Origin of the sequence: Streptomyces sp. NPDC060049 (assembly GCF_042736715.1) — a bacterium.
In the GTDB taxonomy this organism is placed as follows: domain Bacteria; phylum Actinomycetota; class Actinomycetes; order Streptomycetales; family Streptomycetaceae; genus Streptomyces.
Genome location: NZ_JBHWVV010000007.1, coordinates 396,379 through 419,354, shown reverse-complemented (window position 1 = coordinate 419,354; position 22,976 = coordinate 396,379). Strand labels below are relative to the sequence as shown.

Annotated in this window: 23 protein-coding genes; 9 read left to right on the top strand and 14 right to left on the bottom strand. The window is 74.2% G+C overall.

Features of this window, described 5'->3' with window-relative positions; translation table 11 throughout:
- Positions 1-15: 15 nt before the first annotated feature.
- Complete coding sequence (locus ACFWBY_RS16415) at positions 16-510, bottom strand: MarR family transcriptional regulator (protein WP_385335180.1); 495 nt, start codon at positions 508-510, stop codon at positions 16-18.
- A 98-nt stretch (positions 511-608) separates the two neighbouring features.
- Between ACFWBY_RS16415 and ACFWBY_RS16410 the strand changes: the two genes are divergently transcribed.
- The 3 genes from ACFWBY_RS16410 (at position 609) to ACFWBY_RS16400 (ending at position 1,975) form a co-directional block, all read left to right on the top strand.
- Positions 609-965, top strand: coding sequence for an HGxxPAAW family protein (locus ACFWBY_RS16410; RefSeq protein WP_385335182.1), 357 nt, complete (start codon positions 609-611; stop codon positions 963-965).
- A gap of 186 nt (positions 966-1,151) precedes the next feature.
- On the top strand, positions 1,152-1,355 hold the full coding sequence (locus ACFWBY_RS16405) for a cold-shock protein (RefSeq protein WP_214951732.1): 204 nt from the start codon (positions 1,152-1,154) through the stop codon (positions 1,353-1,355).
- Between the two features lie 95 nt (positions 1,356-1,450).
- Positions 1,451-1,975: an AAA family ATPase gene (locus ACFWBY_RS16400; RefSeq protein ID WP_385335308.1), complete on the top strand. Its 525-nt coding sequence runs from the start codon at positions 1,451-1,453 to the stop codon at positions 1,973-1,975.
- 30 nt (positions 1,976-2,005) lie between these two features.
- On the opposite strand, the gene ACFWBY_RS16395 is transcribed toward ACFWBY_RS16400, so the two are convergent.
- Together ACFWBY_RS16395 and ACFWBY_RS16390 are read right to left on the bottom strand one after the other, a co-directional pair.
- On the bottom strand, positions 2,006-2,536 hold the full coding sequence (locus ACFWBY_RS16395; protein WP_385335310.1) for a TetR family transcriptional regulator: 531 nt from the start codon (positions 2,534-2,536) through the stop codon (positions 2,006-2,008).
- A gap of 98 nt (positions 2,537-2,634) precedes the next feature.
- Entirely contained in the window at positions 2,635-2,988 is a 354-nt protein-coding gene (locus ACFWBY_RS16390; RefSeq protein ID WP_385335184.1) for a DUF1304 domain-containing protein, read from the bottom strand.
- Between the two features lie 113 nt (positions 2,989-3,101).
- On the opposite strand from ACFWBY_RS16390, the gene ACFWBY_RS16385 reads away from it, so the two are divergent.
- The gene (locus ACFWBY_RS16385; protein WP_385335186.1) at positions 3,102-4,124 is read left to right on the top strand and encodes a BtrH N-terminal domain-containing protein; all 1,023 of its coding nucleotides are present in this window, start codon (positions 3,102-3,104) and stop codon (positions 4,122-4,124) included.
- A gap of 43 nt (positions 4,125-4,167) precedes the next feature.
- Here ACFWBY_RS16385 and ACFWBY_RS16380 read toward each other — a convergent pair whose 3' ends face one another.
- The 3 genes from ACFWBY_RS16380 to ACFWBY_RS16370 all read right to left on the bottom strand — a co-directional run bounded on the left by ACFWBY_RS16380 (position 4,168) and on the right by ACFWBY_RS16370 (position 6,114).
- Positions 4,168-4,437 (bottom strand): ferredoxin, encoded by a 270-nt coding sequence (locus tag ACFWBY_RS16380; RefSeq protein ID WP_385335188.1) that lies wholly within the window; start codon positions 4,435-4,437, stop codon positions 4,168-4,170.
- Positions 4,438-4,442: 5 nt separating this feature from the next.
- A complete protein-coding gene (locus tag ACFWBY_RS16375) occupies positions 4,443-5,633 on the bottom strand; it encodes a cytochrome P450 (RefSeq protein ID WP_385335190.1) in 1,191 nt (396 codons plus the stop codon).
- Between the two features lie 142 nt (positions 5,634-5,775).
- The gene (locus ACFWBY_RS16370; protein WP_385335192.1) at positions 5,776-6,114 is read right to left on the bottom strand and encodes a thioredoxin family protein; all 339 of its coding nucleotides are present in this window, start codon (positions 6,112-6,114) and stop codon (positions 5,776-5,778) included.
- 161 nt (positions 6,115-6,275) lie between these two features.
- Here ACFWBY_RS16370 and ACFWBY_RS16365 point away from each other — a divergent pair, with 161 nt between their 5' ends.
- Entirely contained in the window at positions 6,276-6,545 is a 270-nt protein-coding gene (locus ACFWBY_RS16365; RefSeq protein WP_385335194.1) for a hypothetical protein, read from the top strand.
- A 37-nt stretch (positions 6,546-6,582) separates the two neighbouring features.
- Here ACFWBY_RS16365 and ACFWBY_RS16360 read toward each other — a convergent pair whose 3' ends face one another.
- Positions 6,583-6,957, bottom strand: a complete 375-nt coding sequence (locus ACFWBY_RS16360) for a hypothetical protein (RefSeq protein WP_385335196.1) — start codon at positions 6,955-6,957, stop codon at positions 6,583-6,585.
- A 211-nt stretch (positions 6,958-7,168) separates the two neighbouring features.
- On the opposite strand from ACFWBY_RS16360, the gene ACFWBY_RS16355 reads away from it, so the two are divergent.
- Together ACFWBY_RS16355 and ACFWBY_RS16350 are read left to right on the top strand one after the other, a co-directional pair.
- Complete coding sequence (locus ACFWBY_RS16355; RefSeq protein WP_385335198.1) at positions 7,169-7,528, top strand: YciI family protein; 360 nt, start codon at positions 7,169-7,171, stop codon at positions 7,526-7,528.
- A 67-nt stretch (positions 7,529-7,595) separates the two neighbouring features.
- Complete coding sequence (locus ACFWBY_RS16350) at positions 7,596-8,831, top strand: RNA polymerase sigma factor (RefSeq protein ID WP_385335312.1); 1,236 nt, start codon at positions 7,596-7,598, stop codon at positions 8,829-8,831.
- A 29-nt stretch (positions 8,832-8,860) separates the two neighbouring features.
- Here ACFWBY_RS16350 and ACFWBY_RS16345 read toward each other — a convergent pair whose 3' ends face one another.
- The 5 genes from ACFWBY_RS16345 to ACFWBY_RS16325 form a co-directional block, all read right to left on the bottom strand.
- Positions 8,861-10,345: a condensation domain-containing protein gene (locus ACFWBY_RS16345; protein WP_385335200.1), complete on the bottom strand. Its 1,485-nt coding sequence runs from the start codon at positions 10,343-10,345 to the stop codon at positions 8,861-8,863.
- Positions 10,346-10,474: 129 nt separating this feature from the next.
- Entirely contained in the window at positions 10,475-10,861 is a 387-nt protein-coding gene (locus ACFWBY_RS16340; protein WP_385335202.1) for a hypothetical protein, read from the bottom strand.
- Entirely contained in the window at positions 10,858-11,853 is a 996-nt protein-coding gene (locus ACFWBY_RS16335) for an ABC transporter ATP-binding protein (RefSeq protein ID WP_385335204.1), read from the bottom strand. The genes ACFWBY_RS16340 and ACFWBY_RS16335 overlap by 4 nt, the downstream gene beginning before the upstream one ends.
- Positions 11,850-14,651 (bottom strand): hypothetical protein, encoded by a 2,802-nt coding sequence (locus ACFWBY_RS16330; RefSeq protein ID WP_385335206.1) that lies wholly within the window; start codon positions 14,649-14,651, stop codon positions 11,850-11,852. Before ACFWBY_RS16330 ends, ACFWBY_RS16335 begins: the two co-directional genes overlap by 4 nt.
- A complete protein-coding gene (locus ACFWBY_RS16325; RefSeq protein WP_385335208.1) occupies positions 14,648-17,959 on the bottom strand; it encodes an FtsX-like permease family protein in 3,312 nt (1,103 codons plus the stop codon). Before ACFWBY_RS16325 ends, ACFWBY_RS16330 begins: the two co-directional genes overlap by 4 nt.
- A gap of 200 nt (positions 17,960-18,159) precedes the next feature.
- Here ACFWBY_RS16325 and ACFWBY_RS16320 point away from each other — a divergent pair, with 200 nt between their 5' ends.
- Complete coding sequence (locus ACFWBY_RS16320; protein WP_385335210.1) at positions 18,160-18,882, top strand: ABC transporter ATP-binding protein; 723 nt, start codon at positions 18,160-18,162, stop codon at positions 18,880-18,882.
- Positions 18,883-18,964: 82 nt separating this feature from the next.
- Here ACFWBY_RS16320 and ACFWBY_RS16315 read toward each other — a convergent pair whose 3' ends face one another.
- On the bottom strand, positions 18,965-21,277 hold the full coding sequence (locus ACFWBY_RS16315) for an ABC transporter permease (protein ID WP_385335212.1): 2,313 nt from the start codon (positions 21,275-21,277) through the stop codon (positions 18,965-18,967).
- Positions 21,274-22,074 (bottom strand): ABC transporter ATP-binding protein, encoded by an 801-nt coding sequence (locus ACFWBY_RS16310; protein WP_385335214.1) that lies wholly within the window; start codon positions 22,072-22,074, stop codon positions 21,274-21,276. Before ACFWBY_RS16310 ends, ACFWBY_RS16315 begins: the two co-directional genes overlap by 4 nt.
- A gap of 173 nt (positions 22,075-22,247) precedes the next feature.
- Here ACFWBY_RS16310 and ACFWBY_RS16305 point away from each other — a divergent pair.
- Positions 22,248-22,976 (top strand): sensor histidine kinase (locus ACFWBY_RS16305; protein ID WP_385409668.1); only part of this gene is annotated, 729 nt, incomplete at its 3' end.

Below are 22,976 nucleotides of genomic sequence, written 5' to 3'. Positions count from 1 at the left end.
ATTTTACCATCGGGGCTAAGGAGCCACGGGCCCGAGTTCCGAGGCCCTTACCCATTCCAGATGGGCGGTGACCTCGGCCGTCGCCCTCCCGAACCAGTCGGCGATGACGGCGACCTCGTCCGGGGAGTACTCGGCGAACACCGCGCCGAGCCGTGCGTAGAAGGGCTCGTAGACGGCGAAGACCCGGGCGGCGGCCTCGGGGTCGGCAACCACCCGCACCCGGCGCCGGTCGGCGGGGTCGGGCCGCCGGCGTGCGTATCCGGCGCGCTCCAGGCGGTTGAGCACCCCGGTCACGGCCCCGGTCGTGAGGTTGGTGAGCTCGGCGAGGTCGCCCGCGCCGAGCGGGTCGTCCCCGGCGCCGAGGATGTGGCCCAGGCAGGTCAGGTCGGTGACGTTCAGCCCCAGCAGCTGCGCCACCTCCTGTTGCCCGATGACGCCGAGGGCGACGTACCGGTCCATGCGCGCCAGCGCCTCCTGGACCGTGGCCGCGGGGCGGGGCTTGCCCTGCACGCGATTACTCCTTAGCATCTAAGTTACTTAGCTCGTGAGATAAATGGCTTTCTCCGTAAGAGACCGCCTTCCGAGCCTACTGAACCAGGGGAGAAGCGATGAGCGCTCACGGCCACGTAGACCTCGGCCACACCGTGGCCGGCTGGACCGGCACCGCACTCGCGTTGGTGGGCTGCACGGCCGCGGGAGCGGCCGTGTGCGCCTCGTGGATCCCCGGCGTCTGGATCGGGCTCGCGGTCGTCGTCCTGGCGGGGCTCGCCACGTGGGTGCTGCACCTCGCCGGCTGGGGCAAGCCGAGCGGGCCCCGCCCCGCGGACCAGTGGGACTGGCGGGTCCGCGACACCGTCGCGCACGCCGGCCACGCCGACTGCCTGGGCTGCCGGGTCCGCGGACCTCGGCGAGCCCTCGCGCCAGCACCGCGGCCGCGCCCCGCCGCCGCGGACGCCGCCGCCTGATCCGAACCCCTCGAAGCGCCTGCCCGCAGGGCCTGGTCCCCCGTTCCGTGGACGGGGCGGAGAAAAGTTCGAATAGCCGGAAGCACCCCGGTTGGCGGTGCTTGGCGTGTGCTCGGGCCGATCAATGGGCAGGATCGGGTCCGGCCGCGTGTGCGGCCGGTGGAACGTCGTGAAGGATCAGTACAGATGGCAACTGGCACCGTGAAGTGGTTCAACTCTGAGAAGGGGTTCGGCTTCATCCAGCAGGACGACGGCGGACCCGACGTGTTCGTGCACTTCTCCGCCATCCAGACGACCGGCTTCAAGGAGCTGGCCGAGGGCGCGAAGGTCGAGTACGAGGTCACCCAGGGGCCGAAGGGCCCCCAGGCGGAGCGGGTGGTCGCCCTCTAGCGCCGCTTCACGAGCCCGGCCGTGACCGTGAGCCCCGCCGGTTGGTCCGGCGGGGCTCACGCACGGGCGGCCCGGCCGGTAGCGTGGGCCGGATGATGACGGGCACACCGGACACCCGGTTGATCGTGCTGCGCGGCAACTCCGCCGCGGGCAAGTCCTCGGTCGCCGAGGCGATCCGCGACCGCCACGGCCGGGGCGTCGCACTCGTGGGCCAGGACAATCTGCGGCGTGTCGTCCTGCGCGAGCGGGACACCCCCGGCGCGGCGAACATCGGGCTCATCGGCAGCGTGGCCCGCTACGCGCTGGACCACGGCTTCCACGTGATCGTGGAGGGGATCCTCTACGCGGACCGCTACGGCCCCATGCTCGACGCCCTGCGCCGGGCCCACCGGGGGCCCACGCACTTCTACTACCTCGACGTGCCCTTCGAGGAGACCCTGCGCCGGCACGCGGGCAAGCCCCATGCCGGCGAGTACGGCGAGGCGGAGATGCGGGAGTGGTACCGGCCGCTCGACCTGCTGCCCGGGGACTGGGAGAGCGTCGTCGGCGCCGAAAACTCCCTGGAGGACACGGTCGCCCGGGTCATGGGCGAGACCGGCCTCGGCGCGGAGCAGACCTGACCACCGGCGCCGCCCGGCCGGGGCGTGGGCCTACCCCGCCCGGTGCAGGGCGACGAGGAGCGGCCAGATCCGCTCCGCCAGCTCGGCCGGCTCCGCCAGGTCCGCCGGGAGGTCGCCGTGCAGCCAGTCCGCGAGCACGGCGGTGAAGGTGGCGGCCACCGCCGAGGCGACCAGATCGGGGCGCGGCGCGCCCACCGCCGCGCGCTCGGCCCGGCTGCGGGCGCGCAGCTCCCGGTACAGACGCTCGCCGAGCGGGCCCCCGCCGCCCGGCAGGAGCAGGGCGCGGTAGAGCGGGGACCGCTCGGCCGCCCCGGCGAGGAAGGCGGCCAGGGCGCCCGGCGGGCGGACCGGGGGCAGCGCCGAGGGATCGTTCTGCCAGGCGTGCAGGGCGTCCACGGCCGCGTGCACGACGTCGGCGCACGCGTCCACCGCGAGCGCGGTGAGGTCCTCGTAGTGCAGGTAGAAGGTGGCGCGGCCGATGCCCGCCCGGCGCACCACCGCCGAGACGCCGACCTCGTCGAGCGGCCTCTCCGCGCACTCCGCGAGGAGGCTCTCGCGCAGTCGCGCCTTGGTGCGGGCAGTGCGGGGATCGGTCCGGGGGCCCGTTCGGGGACCGGAGTCGGAGCCGGCGGGCGGCTGCCCGTCCGTCCGGCCGACCGTCACGCGGCGAGCAGCGCCGCGCCCAGGGCGAGGGCGCCGGGCAGGGCCTGGGCGATCAGGATCCGGCGGTTGGCGGTCGCGGCACCGTACACCCCGGCGACGATCACGCAGACGAGGAAGAACACCTGAGTGGCGAGCGAGTCGATGACGAGCGACCAGACCAGGCCGGCGGCGAGGAAGCCGTTGTAGAGGCCCTGGTTGGCGGCGAGCGGAGCGGTCAGGCGCGCGGTGTCGGCGTCGAAGCCGGACAGTGCCCGGCCGGGCGGCCGCTGCCACAGGAACATCTCCAGGACCAGGATGTACGCGTGGAGCACGGCCACGAGGCCGATGAGGATCGTCGCGACCGTCTGCACGGCCACCTCCCTGGGTGCGGGGTGGAGCGGAGGCCGGTCCTTCCGACTTCCTGGACAACTGTACAGGAAGTCCCGTCGCGGCCGGCGGTCCGCGGCGCGGCTACGCTGACCGCATGACTGCGCTCGTATATGAAGACTTCGCTCCCGGACGCCACCGTGAGGCCTCGCTGATCCGGCACGCGCTCGGCAGCGTGCACGACGAGGCGCTGGTCGCCGGCCTGGCGGGCGGCATCGGCTTCATGTACTTCGTGTTCGAGTACGCCGGCCGGCCCCCGATGCCGACGATCGTCGCCCAGGCGCACCCCGACCCCTGGGTCCAGGTCGCCCTCGGCCGCCTGCACATCCCGTACGAGGCCACGCGCAGCTCCAAGCCGCGCTGGAACCGGGTCGAGGCCGCGCTCGACGCGGGCGCCCCGGTCTTCTGCACCGTCGACCGGTCCGCCCTGCCCTGGCACCGGCCCGCCCCGATGGCCGAACTGGCCGCCGCGGACCCCTACGTGGTGGTCGTGGTGGGCTACGAGGGCGACACCTACTACGTCGAGGACGGGGCGGGCGGGGCCGACGCCCCGTACGCGATCGGCCGTGAGGAGTTCGCAGCCGCCTGGTCGGGCCACAAGAAGGGCCGCCACCAGATGGTGGTGACCACCGGCAAGCCCGCCGGCGAACCGGACCTCGACGCCGCGATCGCCGCCACCGTCTCGCGCCTCACCGGGCCCGTCCTGGGCAACCACTTCGACGTCAACTTCGGCTTCTCCGGCATGGAGAAGTTCGCCGCGCAGCTGCGCGACACCACGACCAGGACGGGCTGGGAGCGCCGGTTCGCCACCCCGGAGGCCTTCGCCCTGGGAACGGGCAGACTGCACGCCTGCCTCGAGGAGGAATGGACCTCCCCGGGCGCCACCCGGCCGCTGTACGCGGACTTCCTCGACCTCGCCGGACACGCGGGAGCGGCCGGTCTCTTCCGCGAGTCCGGCCGGCAGTGGTCGCGCCTCGCGGAGCTGGCCCGCACGGCGGACCCGGAGGCGGACGCCGCCGGACGCCGGGACCTCTTCCACGCGTGCGCGGAGCTGGTGGACGCCGCGCTGGCGCTGGAGCGGGAAGCGGCCGGGGCGCTGCCGGCCGCGCCCGCCGCGTAGGGACGCCGACCGGCCGGCCCGGGGCGGCGGGCCTTCGGGGGGCTCAGCTCCGCGGGCTCTCGGCCTCCCGTCCCTCCTCGACCGTGATCGCCGACACCGGGCACGCGCGAGCGGCCTCCCGCAGCAGCGGGCTGCCGCCGCCGTCCTCGCGCCCCGGCAGCAGGGCACCCAGGCCGTCGTCGTCCTGCGTGAACACGCCGGGCGCCGTCAGGGCGCACTGGCCTGCCCCGATGCAGACGTCCCTGTCGACGGAGACGCGTACGGGCGGCGAGCCGCGGGACGGGCCCCTGGGGGATTCGTGGCGTGCGGTCACCCGGCTCACCAGGCCACGGGGAGTTCGACCATGCCCTGGATGGTGTCCCCGGGCTTGAAGGGGATCAGGTCCGGCTCGGCCGCCAGGCGCAGCCCGGGCAGCCGGTCGAAGAGGGTGCCGAGCGCGATCTCCATCTCGGCGCGGGCCAGGTTCTGGCCCAGGCACTGGTGGATGCCGAAGCCGAAGGCCAGATGGTGCCGGGAGGGCCGGTGCCAGTCCAGGGTGTCGGGCGACTCGAAGACGGCCTCGTCGCGGTTGATGACGGAGGTGGAGAAGATCACCCCGTCGTCGGCGCGGACGGTCACCCCGCCGATCTCGATGTCCTCGGTCGCCACCCGCAGCATGCCGTCCGCGATCGACAGGAACCGCATCAGCTCCTCCACCGCCGCCGACATCAAGGAGGGGTCGGCGCGCAGCTCGGCCAGCTGCCCGGGATGGCGGAGCAGGGTGAAGGTGCCGAGCGAGATCATGTTGGCCGTCGTCTCGTGCCCCGCGACCAGCAGGATCGCGGCCAACGACACCAGCTCCTCGACGTCCGTCTCACCGGTCTCCAGGCGCCGGGCGACCAGCTCGTCCAGCAGTCCCTCGCCGGGGGTCCGGCGCTTGTGTCCGATGAGCTCGCGCAGATAGCCGTTCAGCTGGTCGCGGGCGTCCTCCACGTCGGCGAGCTCCGGCCCGCGCAGCAGGCGCCGCGACTGGTCCTCGAAGAACTCGTGGTCCTCGTAAGGGACTCCGAGCAGCGCGCAGATCACCATCGACGGCACCGGCAGGGCGAAGGCGCCGACGAGTTCCGCGCGCGGACCGGCCGCGACCATCGCGTCGATCAGCCGGTCCACGGTCTTCTGGATCCGGGGGCGCAGGGCGGCGGTGCGCCCCAGGGAGAAGCTCGGGATCAGCATCCGGCGCTGGGTGTTGTGGACGGGGTCGTCGACGCCGATCAGCGCGGTACGGCGGTTCTGGAGCCCCGCGAACCGCCTGGTGGGGGTGGGGAAGGAGCCGTTCTGGCGATCGGCGGAGAGCCGGCCGTCGGAGAGCAGGGCGCGCGCCTCTGCGTGCCCGGAGACCACCCACACGGAGCGGCCGTCGAAGAGGGTGACGCGGGAGAGCGGCCGACCCGCCCGCAGGGGCTCGTAGGCCGCCGGCGGGTGGTAGGGACAGGTCCGGTCCTGGGGGAAGGCAACGGTCTTCTCGGACATACAGCACCTCGCACGCGATGGTTCCGTTTCGCCGGGATCCATTACATGCCTCAGGCACCTATCCTTTCCATGCCACTTCCGGCCAGATTGCTCGCCTTCGCCCGCACGGCGCAACGCCGCGACGAGCAGAGCCCGGCGGGGATCAGAGGTGGGCGTCCAGGAAGGCCCGGAGCTCGGTTCCCGTCATGGGGCCGGCCTGGGTCGCCACCGCCTCGCCGCCCGCGACGAGGACGGCGGTCGGCGCGCCCGTCACCCCGTACCGCTTGGTCTGGCCGGGGCAGCGGGTGATGTCCACGCGCACCGCCGTCAGCCGCGTACCGTACTGCGGCGCCAGCTCGGCGACGACCGCGTCCATCGCACGGCAGGCCTCGGCGGCCTTCGGCCAGCTCCCGCAGAAGTAGGCGAGCACCGGCCCGTCCGTCATGCCGAGGATGAAGTCGAACTCCTGGTCCTCCAGTGGCTGGTGTACCCGACGTGCCATGCGTGGTGCTCCGCTTCGTGTGCCGTGCGATCCGGAAGGTGGCCCCCCATCATCGCCGCTCGCCCGCGACGGGGTGCTCCCGCCGGGGAGCGGGCAGCCGCCCGGACCCGTCCGTCCCGCCCTGCCAGGGCGTTGTCAGTGCCGTCTGTGAAGCTGGCGGCATGGACGACAGGATGCTCCGGCGCCGGGTCTACGGCGCCGACCACGACGACCCCGACCCGGGTCCGCTCCCGGGGCACGCCTACGGCGAGCTCGTCGGCGGCCCCCTCGACGGGCTTCTGCTCGACATCACGGGCTGGAGCGGTCCGCAGCTCGCCGAGGAGGTGCGGCTCCCGACGGAGATAGGGCGCTACGGGGCGGGCGGCCGGGCGCACTACCGCCGCCGGGCCGCTGATCCCGGCCACTGGGACTGGGCGGGCGACAGCCGCTGACTGCGGGGGCGGTGCGTCGGATGTCGGCTGCGGGGCGTCAGTTCGCCGTGCCGCGGCTGACGTTGCGCGCCCAGAGCACCAGCGGGACCTGGAGCGGCAGCCGGCCGACCGCCACGGCCCGTAGGGCGGGGGAGCGGTGGCGGGCGTCGTAGGCCATCTTGACGTTCGCGGGGAAGACGCCGACGAAGAACGCCGCCGTCGCCAGCGCCGCGACCCGGCGGGTGCGGGGGTGGGCGACCCCGGCGGCGAGGGCGAGCTCCGCCACGCCGCTGGCGTACGTCCACTGGCGCGGGCTGCCGGGCAGCGAGCGCGGCACGGTCGCGTCGAACTGTTTGGGGGCGACCGCGTGCGCCACCGCCGCACCGGCCAGCAGACCGGCGAGCAGCAGGGGCGAGGAAGGGGTGCGCGGCATCGGGAGGATCCTCTCGGAGGGGCCTGGGCCCGGCGATCCTACTCGTGAGTAGCAGGTGGTGGGGCCGCCCCCCGAGGTTTCCGGTGGCGGCTTCCGAGGATTCTTTGAAGAATTTCCCGGGGGCTGTCGATCCGGGCGTCTCCCGTTCGACGCAGGGGTGAGAGGCAAGGGGAAACCCTCCCCACCGCCCTCCCCGACCGAGGAGTCACCAATGCCGCGCTTCCTTTCGATGATCCGTATCGACGAGCAGAGCCTCACCCCCGACACCGCCTTCCCCGCCGGCTTCGAAGAGCGCATGGGAGCCCTGATGGAGGAGATCACCAAGGCCGGGGTCATGCTGGACACCGCGGGCCTGCTCCCCACGTCCGAGGGGACCAGGGTCACCTGGTCCGGCGGCAAGCTCAGCTACACCGACGGCCCCTTCACGGAGACCAAGGAGGTCGTCGGCGGCTACGCCCTCATGCAGTGCAAGGACAAGGACGAGGCGCTGGAGTGGACCAAGCGCTTCCTGGAGATCCACCCCGAGCACTGGACGGTCGGCGCCGAGCTCCGCCAGATCGCCGAAAGCTGACCGGCGGCCCCGCGACCCCGTTTGCCCTGCCTCGTCACGGCTGCTCTGATGGGTGGCCGTGACGGCAGTGGATGCGACCCGAGCGGTCGAAGCGGTGTTCAGGATCGAGTCGGCGCGGATCATCGCGACCGTCGCCCGGATCGTGCGCGACGTCGGCATCGCCGAGGAGATCGCACAGGACGCGCTGGTCGCGGCGCTGGAACAGTGGCCGGCGACGGGTGTCCCGGACCGGCCGGGTGCCTGGCTGACGGCCACCGCCAAACACCGGGCCGTCGACCTCGTCCGCCGCAAGGAGACCTACGCGCGCAAGCTCGCGGAGGTCGGCCGCACCCTGGAGGACGCGCCACCGCCCGCCGGTCCGGCCGAGCTGGTGGACCCGGAGGGCATCGACGACGACCTGCTGCGGCTGATCTTCACCGCCTGCCACCCGGTCCTCGCCACGGACGCCCGGATCGCGCTCACCCTGCGCCTCATGGGCGGTCTGACGACCCAGGAGATCGCCCGCGCCTTCCTCTCCTCCGAGACGGCGGTCGCCCAGCGGATCGTCCGGGCCAAACGATCGCTCGCGAAGGCGGGCGTGCCCTTCGAGGTCCCCTACGGCGCCGACCGCGAGGAGCGCCTCACCTCCGTGCTGGAGGTCATCTACCTCGTCTTCAACGAGGGTTACTCGGCGACCGCCGGCGACGACCTCGTCCGCCCCGCCCTGTGCGAGGACGCCCTGCGCCTCGCCCGCGTCCTGGCCGCCCTGATGCCCGGGGAACCCGAGGTGCACGGGCTGGCGGCGCTCCTGGAGTTCCAGGCCTCCCGCATCGCCTCCCGCACCGGTCCGGGCGGCGAGCCGGTGCTGATCGCCGACCAGAACCGGTCCAAGTGGAACCGCATGCTGATCCGGCGCGGGGTCGAGGCCCTGCACCGCGCGGGCACCGGCCCCTACTCCCTCCAGGCCGCCATCGCCGGCGCTCACGCCGTCGCGGTCCGCTACGAGGACACCGACTGGGCGATGATCGCCGCCCTCTACGGACGCCTGGTCCTGCTGGTGCCGTCACCGGTGATCGAGCTCAACCGTGCCGTCGCCGTCTCCATGGCCGAGGGCCCGGCGGCGGCGCTCCCCCTGGTGGACGCCCTGGCCGCGGAAGGGACCCTGCACGCCTACCACTTGCTGCCGAGCGTACGGGGTGACCTGCTGGAACGCCTCGGCCGCCCGGCGGAGGCACGCACGGAGTTCGAACGCGCGGCCTCGCTCACCCGCAACGCCCGCGAGCAGGCCCTGCTGCACGAGCGCGCGGCCCGCGTGGCCGACTGACGGCCGACCGTCGGCCGGGTCCCCGGAGCTCAGGGGCGGCGCGCGAACTCCGCCACGTCGAGCGGTGTCCGCGCGACGGGCCTGCGCGGCGGGGTCAGCGCGATGGGCCGGCGGAAGGAGCCGTGGCGGGCGATCTCCCGGACCGTCTCGCGCAGTGCCTCCAGGAATCCGTCCATGGTCCGGCGGGCGGCCGGGGTGTCCGAGTAGATCGAGTTCATGTGCAGCCCGTCCGCGTCCCGCTGGAACCAGGAGCAGGCGCCGTTGGCCTGCGCCGACCACACGTGCGAGGTCGGCCGCCAGTCCTCGTGCCGCTCGGCGCCCGGGCACTTGCGCATGTCGATGTAAGAGAAGAAGTTCACCGGGTACGGCCAGGAGCGGGCGGCGAACTCGCGGGGCGCGAGGAGCTCCCAGGCACGGACGAAGGGCACGTCGACATGGCCGATCATCTCGGCGAAGCCGGCCCGCGCGGAGGCCATGACCTGCTCGAAGTCCCGTCCGGGCGAGGCGTCGAACTCGATGGGCATGGTGTTGACGAACCAGCCCACGGAGTTCGTCCACGTGGCGCGGCCGCGCTCGCTCACCGGCATGAACCCCCTGTACACGCCCGGCCCGCCCGCCTCGCGCAGGCAGACGGCCACGGCGGCGAGCACACCCATGAACGGCTTGCCGTCGACTGCGAGGCACGCCTTCTCGAAGACCTCGGCCTCGGCGGCGTCCAGCAGCGCGGAGGCCTCGTTGACGATGGAGTACATCCGGCCGGGTTCGACGCCCAGTTCGAGCGGGAAGCGCGGGAAGAACTCGCCACCACCGCGCGCGATGAACTCCTTCCAGTAGCCGAGGCGTTCGTCACCGACGTCGATGGACAGGTAGCGGCGGCGCTGCTCCTCCGCGAAATCGAGGTAGCTCGGCGCGGGAGCCCGGTCGGGCCGCTCGCCGCGGCACAGGGCCTCGTAACCGCTCTGTACCTCCTGGACGACGATCGGCATCGACATGCCGTCGCAGACGATGTGGTCGAAGGCGAGGTAGACCGTCGCCGAGTCCTCGCGGAGCACGGCGCCCATCGTGAACAGGGGCCAGGACAAGGTGTCGATGCTCCGCTTGAACCGCTCGACGAGGAAGCAGGTGAGCTCCTCGGTCCGTTCGAAGGCCGCCACCGGTACGGTGTCCAGCGCCAGTTCCTCGGTGGGGATCGGCGCACACGCCAACTCGCCCGCCAGCCGCCGGAATTCGCAGCGCAGCACTTCGTGCCGGCCCACGAACGCCAGCAGCGACCCGGTCAGGGCGTCCTCGTCCAGCGTGCCCGTCACCTCGAAGGTGACCGCGATCCACGACGCCGTGGGGTCGTCGGCCGCGCGGCTCTCCTCGGCGACGGTGAAGTGCTTGTCCTGGTTGAAGGAAGCCCTCCTGTCCGCCGTGCCGTCCGAAGCACCGGCTTCCGCCGCCGTGGACCGCAACCGCCACTCGACGACCCGGCCGGGTGCCATGTGGTGCATCTCCAGAGGAAACTGCCGCATTCCGTCATCCCTTCGACCCCCGAGTCAACCCCGAGGCCCTAACGACACCCGGGCCACGGAAGTGACGCGCGCCAGGAGGTTCACCGGTCGGCGCGCCGCGCGGCCCGGAGCACGCGCCCGGCGCCGGGTTCAGCGGGGGCGGCGCAGGAACGCGCGCAGGCCCCTCGGGCGCTTCGCGCCGGGTCCGTCCGGGAGGCGGGTCACGGCGGATCCGTCCGGGACGGGGACCAGGTCGAGTTCGTCCGCGATGCGCGTCAGGAAGTCGCGGAACTCGGCCTCGCGGAACGGGCGCTGTCCCGGATACGGCTCGAACGTCGACGCGAGCACCTCGTCGGAGGCGACCGCCGCACGCAGGCCCGCCGCCTGGCGGTGCAGCGGCTCCCGGCTGATCGGCTCCACCCGCATCGCGTGCGCGCAGCGCCGGGCCAGACCGTCGTCGAGATCCGAACAGTCACTGTGATACATCACCTTGTACAAAATGCTGTTGACCAGCCCGGTCACCCATGCCTCGGTCATCGCCGCGACCCCTCCTCCGGCGCCGCCGCGGACGCGTCGTCGGGGCGCAGCTCGATGTGGTCGGGGGCCAGGTCCACGGCCACCCGGTGTTCCATGCCCAGGGCCTCCAAGAACTTCTGCGGCAGCTGCACCCGGCCGGTGCGGTCGAGCATCACGTACTCGCGCTCGCTCACCGACTCGCCGCCGTCCTCGTCGGTGACCGTGCGGCGCAGCACCTCGCTGCTCGTACGCCCGTCGCGCATGGCCACGGTGCGGCGGACCTCGCCCGCGACGAGCGGGTCGTGGGTCACGATGACCACGGTGGCGCCCAGTTCCCGGTTGACGGTGCGGAAGGCCTCGAAGATCGCGGCCCCCGTCTCGGAGTCCAGCTCGCCGGTCGGTTCGTCGGCCAGCAGCACCGACGGGTCGTTGGCCATCGCCACGGCGATGGCCACCCGCTGCTGCTGGCCGCCGGAGAGTTCGGCGGGGCGCCGCCCGGCCAAGTCGCCGATCTCCAGGGCTTCGAGGAGCTCCCCGGTCCGGGCCGCGTGCCGTCTGGCGGCTCCGCGCCCGCCGCCCTTCAGCTGCATCGGCAGGGCGATGTTCTGCGCCGCCGTCAGGAAGGGGAGCAGGTTGCGGGCCGTCTGCTGCCAGACGAAGCCGACCGCCTCACGGCGGTAGCGCAGCCGGTCGCGCGCGGACATCTCCAGCAGGTCGTAGCCGCCGACGCTGGCGGTGCCGGCCGTCGGCACGTCCAGGCCGGCCAGGATGTTCAGCAGGGTGGACTTGCCACTGCCGGAGGCGCCGACCAGGGCCATCAGGTCGCCCTGGGCCACGGTCAGTTCCAGACCCTGCAGGGCCTGCACCTCGACGCCGTCCGTGCTGAAGATCCGCACCAGGCGGTCGCAGGCGATGGCCGTGTCCGCGCCGTGGCGGCGGGGTTCGGCGGCGGTCAGGGCCTGCTGCCGCAGCTCCTCGAAGGTGGGCTGGTCGCTGTGGGCCGCTCGGTTCACCGCTGGTCTCCCGCTCTCAACTCGGTAGTGATCTGTCGCCTGCCGGATACCGCCGCCTCCGCGAGCACGGCGCCCGCGACCAGGACCGCGAGGCCCAGCGCCTGGAGCAGTACGGGCCGCGCGAGGAGACGTATGCCGGTCGGCACCTTGGCTCCGACCAGCGTGGACAGGTCCACGGCCGGACCCAGCAGGGCGACGGCGCCCGCCGCCGCCAGGGCTCCGCCGAGGGCGGCGGCCAGGGCCAGGGGCACCGACTCGGTGAGGATCAGCAGCACCGCCTGCCGGGGGCGCAGGCCCATCGTGCGCAGCCGTGCGAGCAGGGCCGCGCGGTCGGGGGCCGCCCGGACCAAGGTCAGCAGGACGGCCAGGACCGCGAAGCCGGCCGCACCGGCCAGGGCCGCCCAGAACAGCCGCTCGGCCGAGCGCTGGAGCGGGTCGGAGCCCAGCTCGGCGGCCTCGGCGGAACTGGTGCGGACACGGTAGAGCTCGGCCGGCGCCCCGGGGTCCGAGGCACGCACGAGCTCCTCCAGCCGGTGCTGGTCGAGCGGGCCCAGCGCGTACCAGCGGTCGGGAAGGCCCAGCTCGGGCAGGGCTGCCGTGACCGGCCCGGCCGGCAGCACCACGGTGGTGGACTTGGCGCCCGGCCGGGCGGGCGTGCCGTCGACCACGCCGGCGACCTTCACCTGGAGGTCGCCGGCGTCCATGCGCAGCAGGAAGGAGTCGACGTCCTGGGCGGCGAGGTCCCCGCTGACGAGCGCCGGCACGGGGGCGGCCGCGGTGCCCGAGGGCGCCGGGGCGCCGCCCGCGAGCAGGGCCGGATCGAAGGTGCCGCGTCCGACGGCCCGGGACAGCTCCGCGTAGGCCACCGGGTCCGCGACCACGACCGAGACCTGGGTGGTGCCCCGCTCGGTGCCGACGAGGAGGGCGGTGTCCTCGGTCCAGACGTTCACCGCCGACCGCGCGCCCGGCAGGTCGGCGGCGGCCTTCGTCAGGGCGTCCGGGAGCGTGCCGCGGGGCGCCGTGATCTGCGCGTCGCCGCCCACCGCCTGACGGACCACCGAGATCCGTACGTCCTTCACCGCGGTCAGCACGGTGGCGCCGAAACCGCCGGTGGTGACCGCGAGCAGCAGCGCCACCAGCGGCAGGACGGACGGGCGTGACGTGCCGCCGGTGCCCCGCGCGGCGCGCGCCAGCCCGAGGAAGCCGATCAGCCCCGGGCCCCGCCCGGCCGCCCGGGCCAGCGCTCCGACCAGGGCCGGCTGGACCCGGGCCAGCAGGAGGCCGCCGCAGAGCGCCAGCAGCAGCGGCGCGGCGACCAGCAGGGGGTCCACCCCGTCGCCGGCCGGGGAGATCCCGCGCGAGCGGACCTCGAAGACGGCGGCCGCGGTGGCGGCGAGCACGAGCAGCTCGGCGACCAGACGCCGCCGGGGGCTGGGCCCGCGCGGCGGCGACAGCAGCACGGCTGCCCGTACGGGGAAGGCCAGGAGCGTTACGAGGGTGGCGGCCGTGGCGGCGAGCAGGGTCCCCGTCAGGCGTGGGGTGGGCAGCAGGACCACGGCGAGGGCCGTCGCGAGGGCGGCCGCCGGCAGGACCGTGACGGCGCTCTCCGCGAGCAGCCGGCGCACGATGCCGGAGCGGGAGCCGCCGCGCGCCAGCAGCAGCCTCAGCTCCGTCTCCCTCCGGTCACCGGTGAGCGCGGCCGCCAGGCAGAACACGACGAACGCGACCCCGGCCACCCCGGCCGGGCCCATCGCGGCGAGTGGCGCCGACGCCTGCCGCCGGGCCTGGGCCTGCGTGAACAGGTCGGGGAGGCGAGAGGTGATCTCCAGCTCGGACCGGTGGGTGTCCTTGCGCAGGCGCGCCGCGGTCGGGCCGGCCACGTAGGACGCGAGCTCCTTGGCCGTGGCGGGCAGCTGGTCGGCGCGCAGGTTCCCGGTGTCGACCGGGATCCGCCAGAAGTCCCGGGCCTTGCCCTCGCCCCATTCGCCGAGCCGGTCCAGTGCCTCCGGGCCGATGAGGGCTCCCGTCTGCCAGAACTGCAACGGCGGGCGGGTCGGTGTGGGGGAGAGGCAGGCATGGGTCAGGCAGTTGAGATCGGTCCAGTAGACGTCGTCGTCGTTCGCGGTGTAGAGCCCCACCACCTCGGCCTTGACCGGCCCGGACGGGCCCTCCGGGGACTCCAGCACCATCCCGAGCCGGACACCGAGGGTCCTCGCCGCGCTCTGCGAGAGCGCGACCGGGACCGGTCCGCCGGGCGCGGGGGCGCCGGGCCAGCGCCCCTCCACCAACGTGGTGTGGCCGGCGGCCTCGCGCAGGTGGTAGAGGGAGAGACGTGCAGGGACGCCATCGGGGGCCGGCAGGCCGGGGTTGGAGAGCGGACGGGGGTCCGCAGAGGAGCCGTTGACGGGGCCGCCGGGAGCGACACGCACACGCGGACCGGTACCGGAGACCAGGGTGGCGAGTACCTCGTCCAGGTCCTCGGGACTCTGGGCACCGTAGCGCAGGGGCGCGGTCACCCACAGGCTGGTCGGGCTCGGCCCGCGGGCTTCGAGGAAGGATCGCAGCGCCTGGTCGGCGCCCCGGTCCTCGGCGCGCGGCAGGGCGGCGGCGAGCAGGACCGCGACGAAGGCCAGGGCCGCCCCGAGGAGGGTGGCGAGAGGGGTCGCGCGCAGCCGGGTCCGCACCCAGGGCGCGGGCGGGACGAGCGCGGGCGCGGGCGTCCCGCGCCGGGCCGCCCCGGGAGGCTCGGTGCCGTCCGGGGTGCGCCGCCCGGCGTTCGTCGCGGCCGGCCCGGTCATATCTCCTCCATGTGCCGCAGCCGGTCGGCTGTCTGCAGGGTGTCGCGGTTGCGCAGGCCGCCGACGACCGCCGACAGCAGCGGTACCCCGGCGATGGCGGCGGCCAGCAGCAGGGTCCGCACCGTGGGCAGGTCCACCAGCACGCCCGGCACCGGCCGGGTCGCGGCCGGCGTGAGCACCATCAGCGGCACCACGAGATGGACGATGACCGCACCCAGGCCCAGCCCGACGGCGGTGCCCAGGCCGACGAGCACGCAGCTCTCGGCCGTGGCCGTACGGGCCAGGTCCCGGCGGCGCGCCCCCAGGGCCAGCAGGACCGAGAACTCCCGGGCCCGCTCGCGCGAGGCCGCCGCGGCGGACGCCGCGAAGCCGATCGCCGCCAGGGCGGCGCAGGCCACCGCGAGCGCGGCGAGCGCGCCCTGCGGGCCCGCGCTGAGCGGGTCGTCGAGCAGCGCCGCGGCCACGTCCTCGCGCAGCCGCACCTGCTGGGCGCCCGCACCGGAGCGCAGTTCGGCGGCGGCACGGGCCGGCGCGGGATCGTCGGCGGATCCGGCCGGCAGCCACCACTCGGCGGGCACCGGCAGCTCACGGCCGCCGACCGCCAGGACGCGGCTCACCGTAGCCAGGTCGACGGCGATCGCCGTGTCCCCCGCGACGGGCAGCGAACCGATCGCGGAGGTGATCCGTACCGTTACGGTGGTGTCGCCCAGCTTGACGGGCACCAGATCGCCCACGGCCCCGCCGACGGCGGCCAGGTAGCCCCGGGTCGCGATCGCGGGGACCTCGGAGTCCGGCGACTGCTCCGGCGCCAGGCTGACCTGAACGCCGCCGCTCGCGCCGGAGCCGTCGCGGTAGCGCAGCCGGGCCAGCGCCGGGGCGGCGCCGGCTTCGGACCCCGGGAGCAACTCGGCGGCCGGGGCGCCGTCCTTGAGGGCGGGCGCGGTGAGTTTCCAGGCGGGAGCGGTGACGGCGAGCGGAGCGGCCGTACCGTCCGGGGTCTGGGCGACCGAGAGGCTCCGTACGGTCAGTTCGTCGAACGACTTCATCGCTTCGGCCGGCTTGTCGGTGCCCGGACCGGCCTCGGGGAGCCAGCCCTCCCGGTCGTACGAGAACACCAGCCCGGCCACGCTCAGCGGGCCGGAGGCCGACCCGAGCGGGGCGCCGACGAGGGAGCCGAGGTGCACGGACGCGGTGGAGTCGCCGTCGTCGCGGAGCTGGACCGTCGGAAGCCGGTAGGTCAGGCCGAACCGGTCGCGCAGCAGCAGGCCGAGGCTCGGGCGCCCGCCCGCGCCGGTGGACCGTACGGTGACGGCGAGATCGACGCGCTGCGGGTTGCCGGGCAGCGGGATCCCCGCCCCGGCCGGGGACCCCGGTGCGGCCGCCAGCGGGGCGAACAGCTCCCGCATCCCGCGACCGTCGCGCAAGTCGGCCCGCAGCGGGACCCGTTCGGCGACCGCGGCCGTGTCCAGCGCCATCACCTGCCCGGTGCGCCCGCCCGGCAGCTCCTGCTTCGTGCGGAGCACCGGCATCACCCGTTCCCCGCCGGGCAGCGCCGCGTACCGGCCGCCCCGGCCCATCGGGGGCAGGTCGCTGCCGGATATGAGCAGGCCCCCGGCGGTGGCGAAGTCGGCCTGGTCGCGCTGGGACCCGGACCAGGCGGAGTGCTGGCCGAGGGCGAGGACCCCGCTGGAGACGGCGAGCACGAGCAGCAGCACCGGTCCGGTGGCCCGCCGCGGCCGTCGGGCGAGCTGCCAGCCGACGAGCGCCGGACCCAGCCCCCGGCCCCGGGAGGCGATCCGCGCGCCGAGGCGCGCCGCGAGCGGCAGCAGCCGCAGGACCAGCAGGGTTCCCGCGCACAGCGCGAGGGCCGGCGCGGCGACGAGCACCGGGTCCACACCGAACGGGCCGTCGGACGCGGCGGCGGGACCGGGCGCGTCGCCGTACCGGGCGAGCTGCTGGTAGGCGAGCACGGCCAGCGCCACCAGGGCCAGGTCCGCGCCGGAGCGGGCGGCGCCGGCCACGAGCGCCTGCCGGCGACCGGTGCGGTTCAGGGCCGCGGCCGCGGCCCCGCGCAGGACGACGGGCAGGGTGGTCAGCACGACGCACCCGAGGGCGCAGCCCGCGGCGAGCGGCCAGAGCGCCAGGCTCGACGAGACGGTGAAGGGGACGTGCGCCAGCGAGCCGTAACCGCCGAGCAGGCGCAGCAGCGGTGGGGTCAGCAGCGGCGCGAGAACGGCGGCGGGCAGTGCCAGCAGCAGCGACTGGGCCGCGGTGAGCAGGCCGAGTCGCCCGCGCGAGGCGCCGCGCGCGGTGAGCAGGGCCCGCTCGCCCTCCTGCCGCTCGGTCAGCAGGTGGGAGACGAGCAGCAGGGCGGCACCGGCCAGCACCGCGAGTTGCAGGGCGCCGACCAGCAGGGTGGAGCGGGCGACCGTCAGACCGGAGTGCAACTCGCCCAACAGCACCGGGAGATCGCTTTCCACCTGGAGACCGGAGGCGCGCCGCAGGGTTTCGGTCGCGGCGGCCGCCCGGGCCCGTACCGCCTCGGCCCCGGCGGCGTCGACGGCCGAGAAGTCGGGGGTGAGGAGCACGGCCCGGCTGTCCTGGGTCAGCCCGCCCGCGGTGAAGGCGGTGTCGTCCACCAGCAGCGGGCCGTAGGTGGCGAAGCCGGCGACCTGCATCCCGCGGGCACCGAGCGGATCGAGCCGCCAGTACGGGGCGTCGGGGTCCGCAGCCTGGTAGACGCCGGTCACCGTCACGGTCAGCGGGGAGCCGCCGTACCGGTCGTCGAGGCGCACCTCGGCGGGCAGCGCGCCCTCGGCCAGCCCGAGCCGGGCAAGCGCCGCCTTCGGCACGGCCACGGGGACCCGGCTGCCCGGGGCGGACACCGGTCCCGCGACGGGCTGCGGCCACGTGCCCGCGAGCAGCTTCACGCGCTCCTCGGCGAAGGCGGCCAGCAGCGTCAGGTCGGCGTCCTTGCCCGGCGTGGTGTGCGCGCCCGGCAGCCCGTACGAGCGGCTGCGCGCCACGCTCTCGGAACCGGCCGGCAGCGTGCCGAACAGCTCGCGTGCGAAGCCGCGTACCGCTTCGTCGTCCTTCGCGCGGTCGGCCGCCGCGTGAGCGCCGGTGACCAGTACGGTGCTGCGCACGTGCCCGGGACCCTGGAGGGCCTGGCGCAGGCCGGCCTCGCCCACGCCGCGGGTGAAGGCGAAGAGGGCGGTAAGGACCGTCGTGGTGATCAGGACGGTCAGCAACACGGCGGCAGCGAGCGGCAATCGCCCGCGCAGCCGGCGCATGACGAAGCCGAGCATGTGCTTGTTCCTCCCCCGCACCGGACGTGTGATCCCGGATAGCGGACGATGCTGCCAGATTCGAACAGATAGTGGAAGGGACTTGCGTGAATGGTGCATCGGATGAACAAATCGACGATACGGGTACGTCAAGAGCGCAGAACGAGAAAGTTTCCGGCGGCCGCCGGTGGCCGGATCGGATTCCAGGGGGAGTTGCAGACATGACGCAGCAGCAGGAGCCGGCAACGGGCCGCGCGACGGCGCCGATGGTGGTCGTGGACGACGTACGACGCAGCTTCGGCACCGGCCCGCAGGCCGTACACGCGCTGCGCGGGGTGTCCTTCGAAGTGCGCCGCGGCGAACTCACCGCGCTCAAGGGGCGGTCCGGATCCGGCAAGACCACCCTGCTGAACCTCGTCGGCGGGCTCGACGCCCCCACCGGCGGCAGCGTCGCCCTCGACGGCACCGACCTGGCCGGCCTGGACGAGGAAGGCCGGCTGGCGCTGCGCCGCGACCGGATCGGCTTCGTGTTCCAGTCCTTCGGCCTGATCCCGTCCCTGACCGCCGTGGAGAACGTCGGCGTCCCGATGAGGCTGCGCAAGACGCCGGCCAAGCAGCGCGAGGAGCGGGCCCGCACCCTGCTCGCCCTCGTCGGCCTCTCGGAGCACACCGAGCAGCGGCCCGGCGAACTCTCCGGCGGCCAGCAGCAGCGGGTCGCCCTCGCCCGCGCCCTCGCGAACGAACCCGACCTGATCATCGCGGACGAACCGACCGGCCAGCTCGACTCCGACACCGGCAGGCAGATCATGCGGCTGCTGCGCGCCGTGGTGCGCAGCGAGGGCGTCACGGCGCTGGTCGCCACCCACGACCCGGCCCTGATGGAGCTCGCGGACCGGGTCGTGGAGCTGCGCGACGGCCGCATCGTCGAGGCGGAGACCGCCTAGGCGGTGGCGGAGCCGGGCGCCACCGGGAAGGCGGGCCCGCTCTTCGGTGTGGCAGGGCGGCCTCTTCGGCGTGCAGGGCGGCCTATTCGGTGTGCAGGGCGGCGGCGATCGTCATCCGGGCCGCCGAGCGGGCCGGGACCAGTGCGCCCAGTACGGCGATCGCCACCCCCGCGCACAGCATCGCGGCGAGCTGCGGCGCGTGCCAGACGTCCTTCATCGACTCCGGGAAGGCGACGATGCCCACGTTGTCCACGACGAGCCGGTGCGCGAGCATCCCGAAGGGGATCCCGAGCACCCCGCCGACCAGGCCGAGACCGGTCACGGAGGTCACGGTCATGGCCACCACCTGGCGCGGTGTCATGCCGATCGACTTGAGCATGCCGAGGTCCCGGCGGCGCTCACGGGTGTTGAGGAGCACCGTGTTGAAGACGCCGAGCGAGGCGACGAGCGTCAGCAGCACCGTGAACACCGAGGAGAAGCCGACGACCGTGGTGGTGGCGGCGTTGACCGAGTCCGCCACTTCCGCGCGCAGGCCCGGGTCGGCCGCGTTGACGGCGTCCGCGTAGGCGTCGGCGTCCGTCCCGGGGGCGAGCCGGACCGAGTAGTCGACGGCACGCGTGCCCGGGGCCAGCTGCTCCAAGGTCTCCCAAGTGGACTCCAGCGAACGGGCGTCGCTGTCGATGAGCTCGCCGACGATGGTCGCGGCCGTCCGCCTGCCGCCCGCCTCCAGGGTGACCTCGTCGCCCACCGCGAGACCGCGTTCGGTGAGGAAGGCGGGACCGGCCGCGATCTCACCGGGTCCGCGGGGCGGCCGGCCCTCCACGAACGGGGCCTCGGCCGGGGACAGGCTCCCCCGGTAGAAGCTGCCGAAAGCGGGCTGCGTGTACCCGACCAGCCTGACCTGCGTCAGCCCGCGGCCCTTGATCTCCCGTGCCCCCAGTGAGCGCAGCCGCTCCTCGATCTGCGCGTCGCTCAGCAGCGGCTGCGGCTGCGGCTGACGGTCTCCGGGACCGGCGACCTGGATGTTGACCACCCGGCCGCCGGAGCCCTGCCCGGTTCCCGCGTACGCGACCATCGTGCTGGTCAGACCGGTCGCCAGGGTCGCCGTGGTGACACCGAGGACGATGGCCGCCATGGTCATGAGGGCGCGGCCGGGCCGGGCGAACGGGTGGCCGAGGCCAAGGCTGACCGGACGCGGCAAGCGGGAGGAGGCCAAGGCGCGCTGGACGCGCAGTCCGCGTCCGGTGCGCGGAGCACCACCGGCGCTGATCGCTTCCGCGGCGGGTAGCCGGTGCGCCCGCAAGGCCGGGACCAGCGCGGTCAGCAGGACGAGGGCCGGCATGCCCGCCAGGCAGGCGGCGCTGAGCCAGCGCGGGACGGAGCCCACGCCCACCAGGCCCGTTTCGACGCCGGAGAAGGCGATCTGCAAGATGGGCCCGGCCAGCGCGTTGCCGAGCAGGGTGCCGAGCAGGCAGCCCACCACGGCGGGGGCCGAGACCATCGTCAGGTAGACGGCGACGACCTGGTTCGGGGTGAAACCGATGGCCTTGAGCACGCCGATGTGCCGGCGACCGGAGACGACGGCGCCGCTGACCACGTTCCCGACGATCAGGGTGGAGACGAGCAGGCCGAGGACGCCGAAGATCGACATGAAGGGCAGGTAGGCGTCGGCCCGGGAGGAGAAGGCCTTCTTGAGCGTGAGGTAGTTCTGCGCGGCCACCCTCGAGTCCGGGGGCAGCTCGGCCGTGGCCGCGGCGAGCGAGTCGCGCAGCTGCGCGCCCGTCGCCGGGGCGGTGAAGCGGTACAGCATTTGCGCGGAGGCCGGGCGCAGCGCGGCGACCTGCTCGGGCGTCACCCAGGCGGAAGCCGACTTGCTCATGCTCGTCGCGAACCCGACGACGGTGAGCTCGGGGTATCCGGGCACCTCCAGGCGCGTGCCGAGCAGATCCGCGTACGGAGTCCCGTCGATCGCCCAGTTGACGACGATCTCACCGGGCGCCCGGGCCCAGCGGCCCAGCAGCACTTCGACGCGGTCCACCGGGCCCGCGGGGTCGGCCCGGCCCACCACGGTGAGGGGCCCGGGCGGCATCCAGAGCCAGTCCCCGGGGACGTCGACGACCGCCTGGTGGAACGGTCCGGCGGCGGCCGCCACCCCCGGGCGGTGCGCGGTGCGCGCGAGCTGGGCGTCGGAGACCTTGGCGGTGTCGTAGGTGGCCACGGTGTGCGCGCCGCGGTGTGTCGCGTACGCCTTGTCGAAGGGTCCCGAGGCGGCGGCGAGCAGGCCGAGCGCGAGAAGGACGGTCGTGGTGGAGCACAGGACGACGAGAGCGATGACGAACGTCTGGACCTTGCGGCGGCCGACGGCGGCGCGGGCGGCCCGCCACACGGCGCTCACGCGGAACGCTCCGGCGCGCTCGCGGTGCCGGCCGCGGTGGTGCCGGCCGCGGTGGTGCCGGCGGCACGTGGTGCGGTGCCGGCGGTGACGACGGCGTCGTCCAGGGCGCGTTCGCGGGCGACGCGGCCGTCCGCCATCTCCACGAGGCGGCCGGCGCAGCGGGTCGCGAGGTGCGGGTCGTGGGTGACGATCAGCAAGGTCTGACCTATCTGGTTGAGGTCGATCAGGAGGTCCATGACCTGCTCGCCCGAGCGGCTGTCGAGGGCGCCGGTGGGTTCGTCCGCCAGCAGCAGTGCCGGACGGTTCATCAGGGCGCGTGCCACGCCCACGCGTTGGCGCTCACCGCCGCTGAGGGTCGTCGGGTAGTTGTTGCGGCGGTCGGCGACGCCGAGCTCGTCGAGCAGTTCGAGTGCGCGGCGGCGGGCCTGGCGGGCCGGTGCGCCGGTGAGCTGGGCGGCGAGCGCGACGTTGTCGAGCGCGGGCAGGTCGTCGATGAGGTTGAAGAACTGGAAGATCATGCCGACGTCGCGGCGCCGGTACAGCGCGAGGCCGGTCTCGTTCAGCTTCCCGAGGTCCTGGCCGTGCACTTCGACGGTGCCCGCGGTCGGCCGGTCCAGACCGGCCACCATGTTGAGGAGCGTGGACTTCCCGCAACCGGACGGCCCCATCACGGCGACGGCCTCGCCCTTGCGGATCTCCAGCGAGAGTCCGTCGAGCGCCTTCGCGTCGCCGTACTCCTTGTGTACGCGGTTCAGGCGGACAACGGTCTGACCTGCAGCGCGGTGATGAGTCGTCATGGCACGAACTTAGAAGGCGGCCGGGCCGCCGTGCGTCGCCCCGGGGATGTAGAAAAAGGACCGGGTCATCCTGGGGATGTATGCGGGCAGACCCGGGGGAGTGATGCGGACTACGCGGGAGGCCTGCGAAGCTTGCGGAGCAGGTGATCTTGGACGAGGGGACTGTGAGGGAAATGGCGGGGGAAGGCTGGCTGTTGGGGGCGGTGTGCGCCGTGGCGGGCGGTGCGGTGCTCGTCGCGTGCGGGCTGGCCGTCGCACTCGTACGCGCCCGGCGCGCGCACCGTGCGGCGATCGAGGAGCGCGGCTGGCTGCTGGAGCGGGAGCGGGAGACGGCGGCCCGCACGGCCGTGGACGCCGAACGGGCCCGGATAGCGGCCGAGCTGCACGACATAGTCAGTCACAACGTGAGCTTGATGGTGGTCCAGGCAGGTGCGGCCCGTGAGGTTTTGGAGACCATGCCGCGGGAGGCGGCGGCCGCGATGACCGCCGTCGAGAAGGCCGGGCGCACGACGATGACCGAGCTGCGGCACCTGCTCGGCCTGCTCGCCCCCGCCCAGGACGGCAAGGACGAGCCCTACGGCAGCGGCGCGCCGGAGGCGGAGCTTTCGCCGCAGCCGAGCCTGAGCCGGCTCAGTCCGCTCGTCGACCGCATCGCCTTCGCCGGGCTGCCGGTCGAGGTCCGGATATCCGGCGAGCCGCGACCGCTGCCCGCCGGGATCGACGTCACCGCCTACCGGATCATCCAGGAGGCGCTGACCAACGCACTCAAACACGGGGACGGGGTGAAGGCCGAGGTGACCGTGAGATACGCGGAGCACGCGCTGCGGGTCGAGGTGCTCAACAGCGGACCGAGCGTGCTGTCGGGGGACCGGGCGCCCGCGACCACCACGTCCGGCCCGACC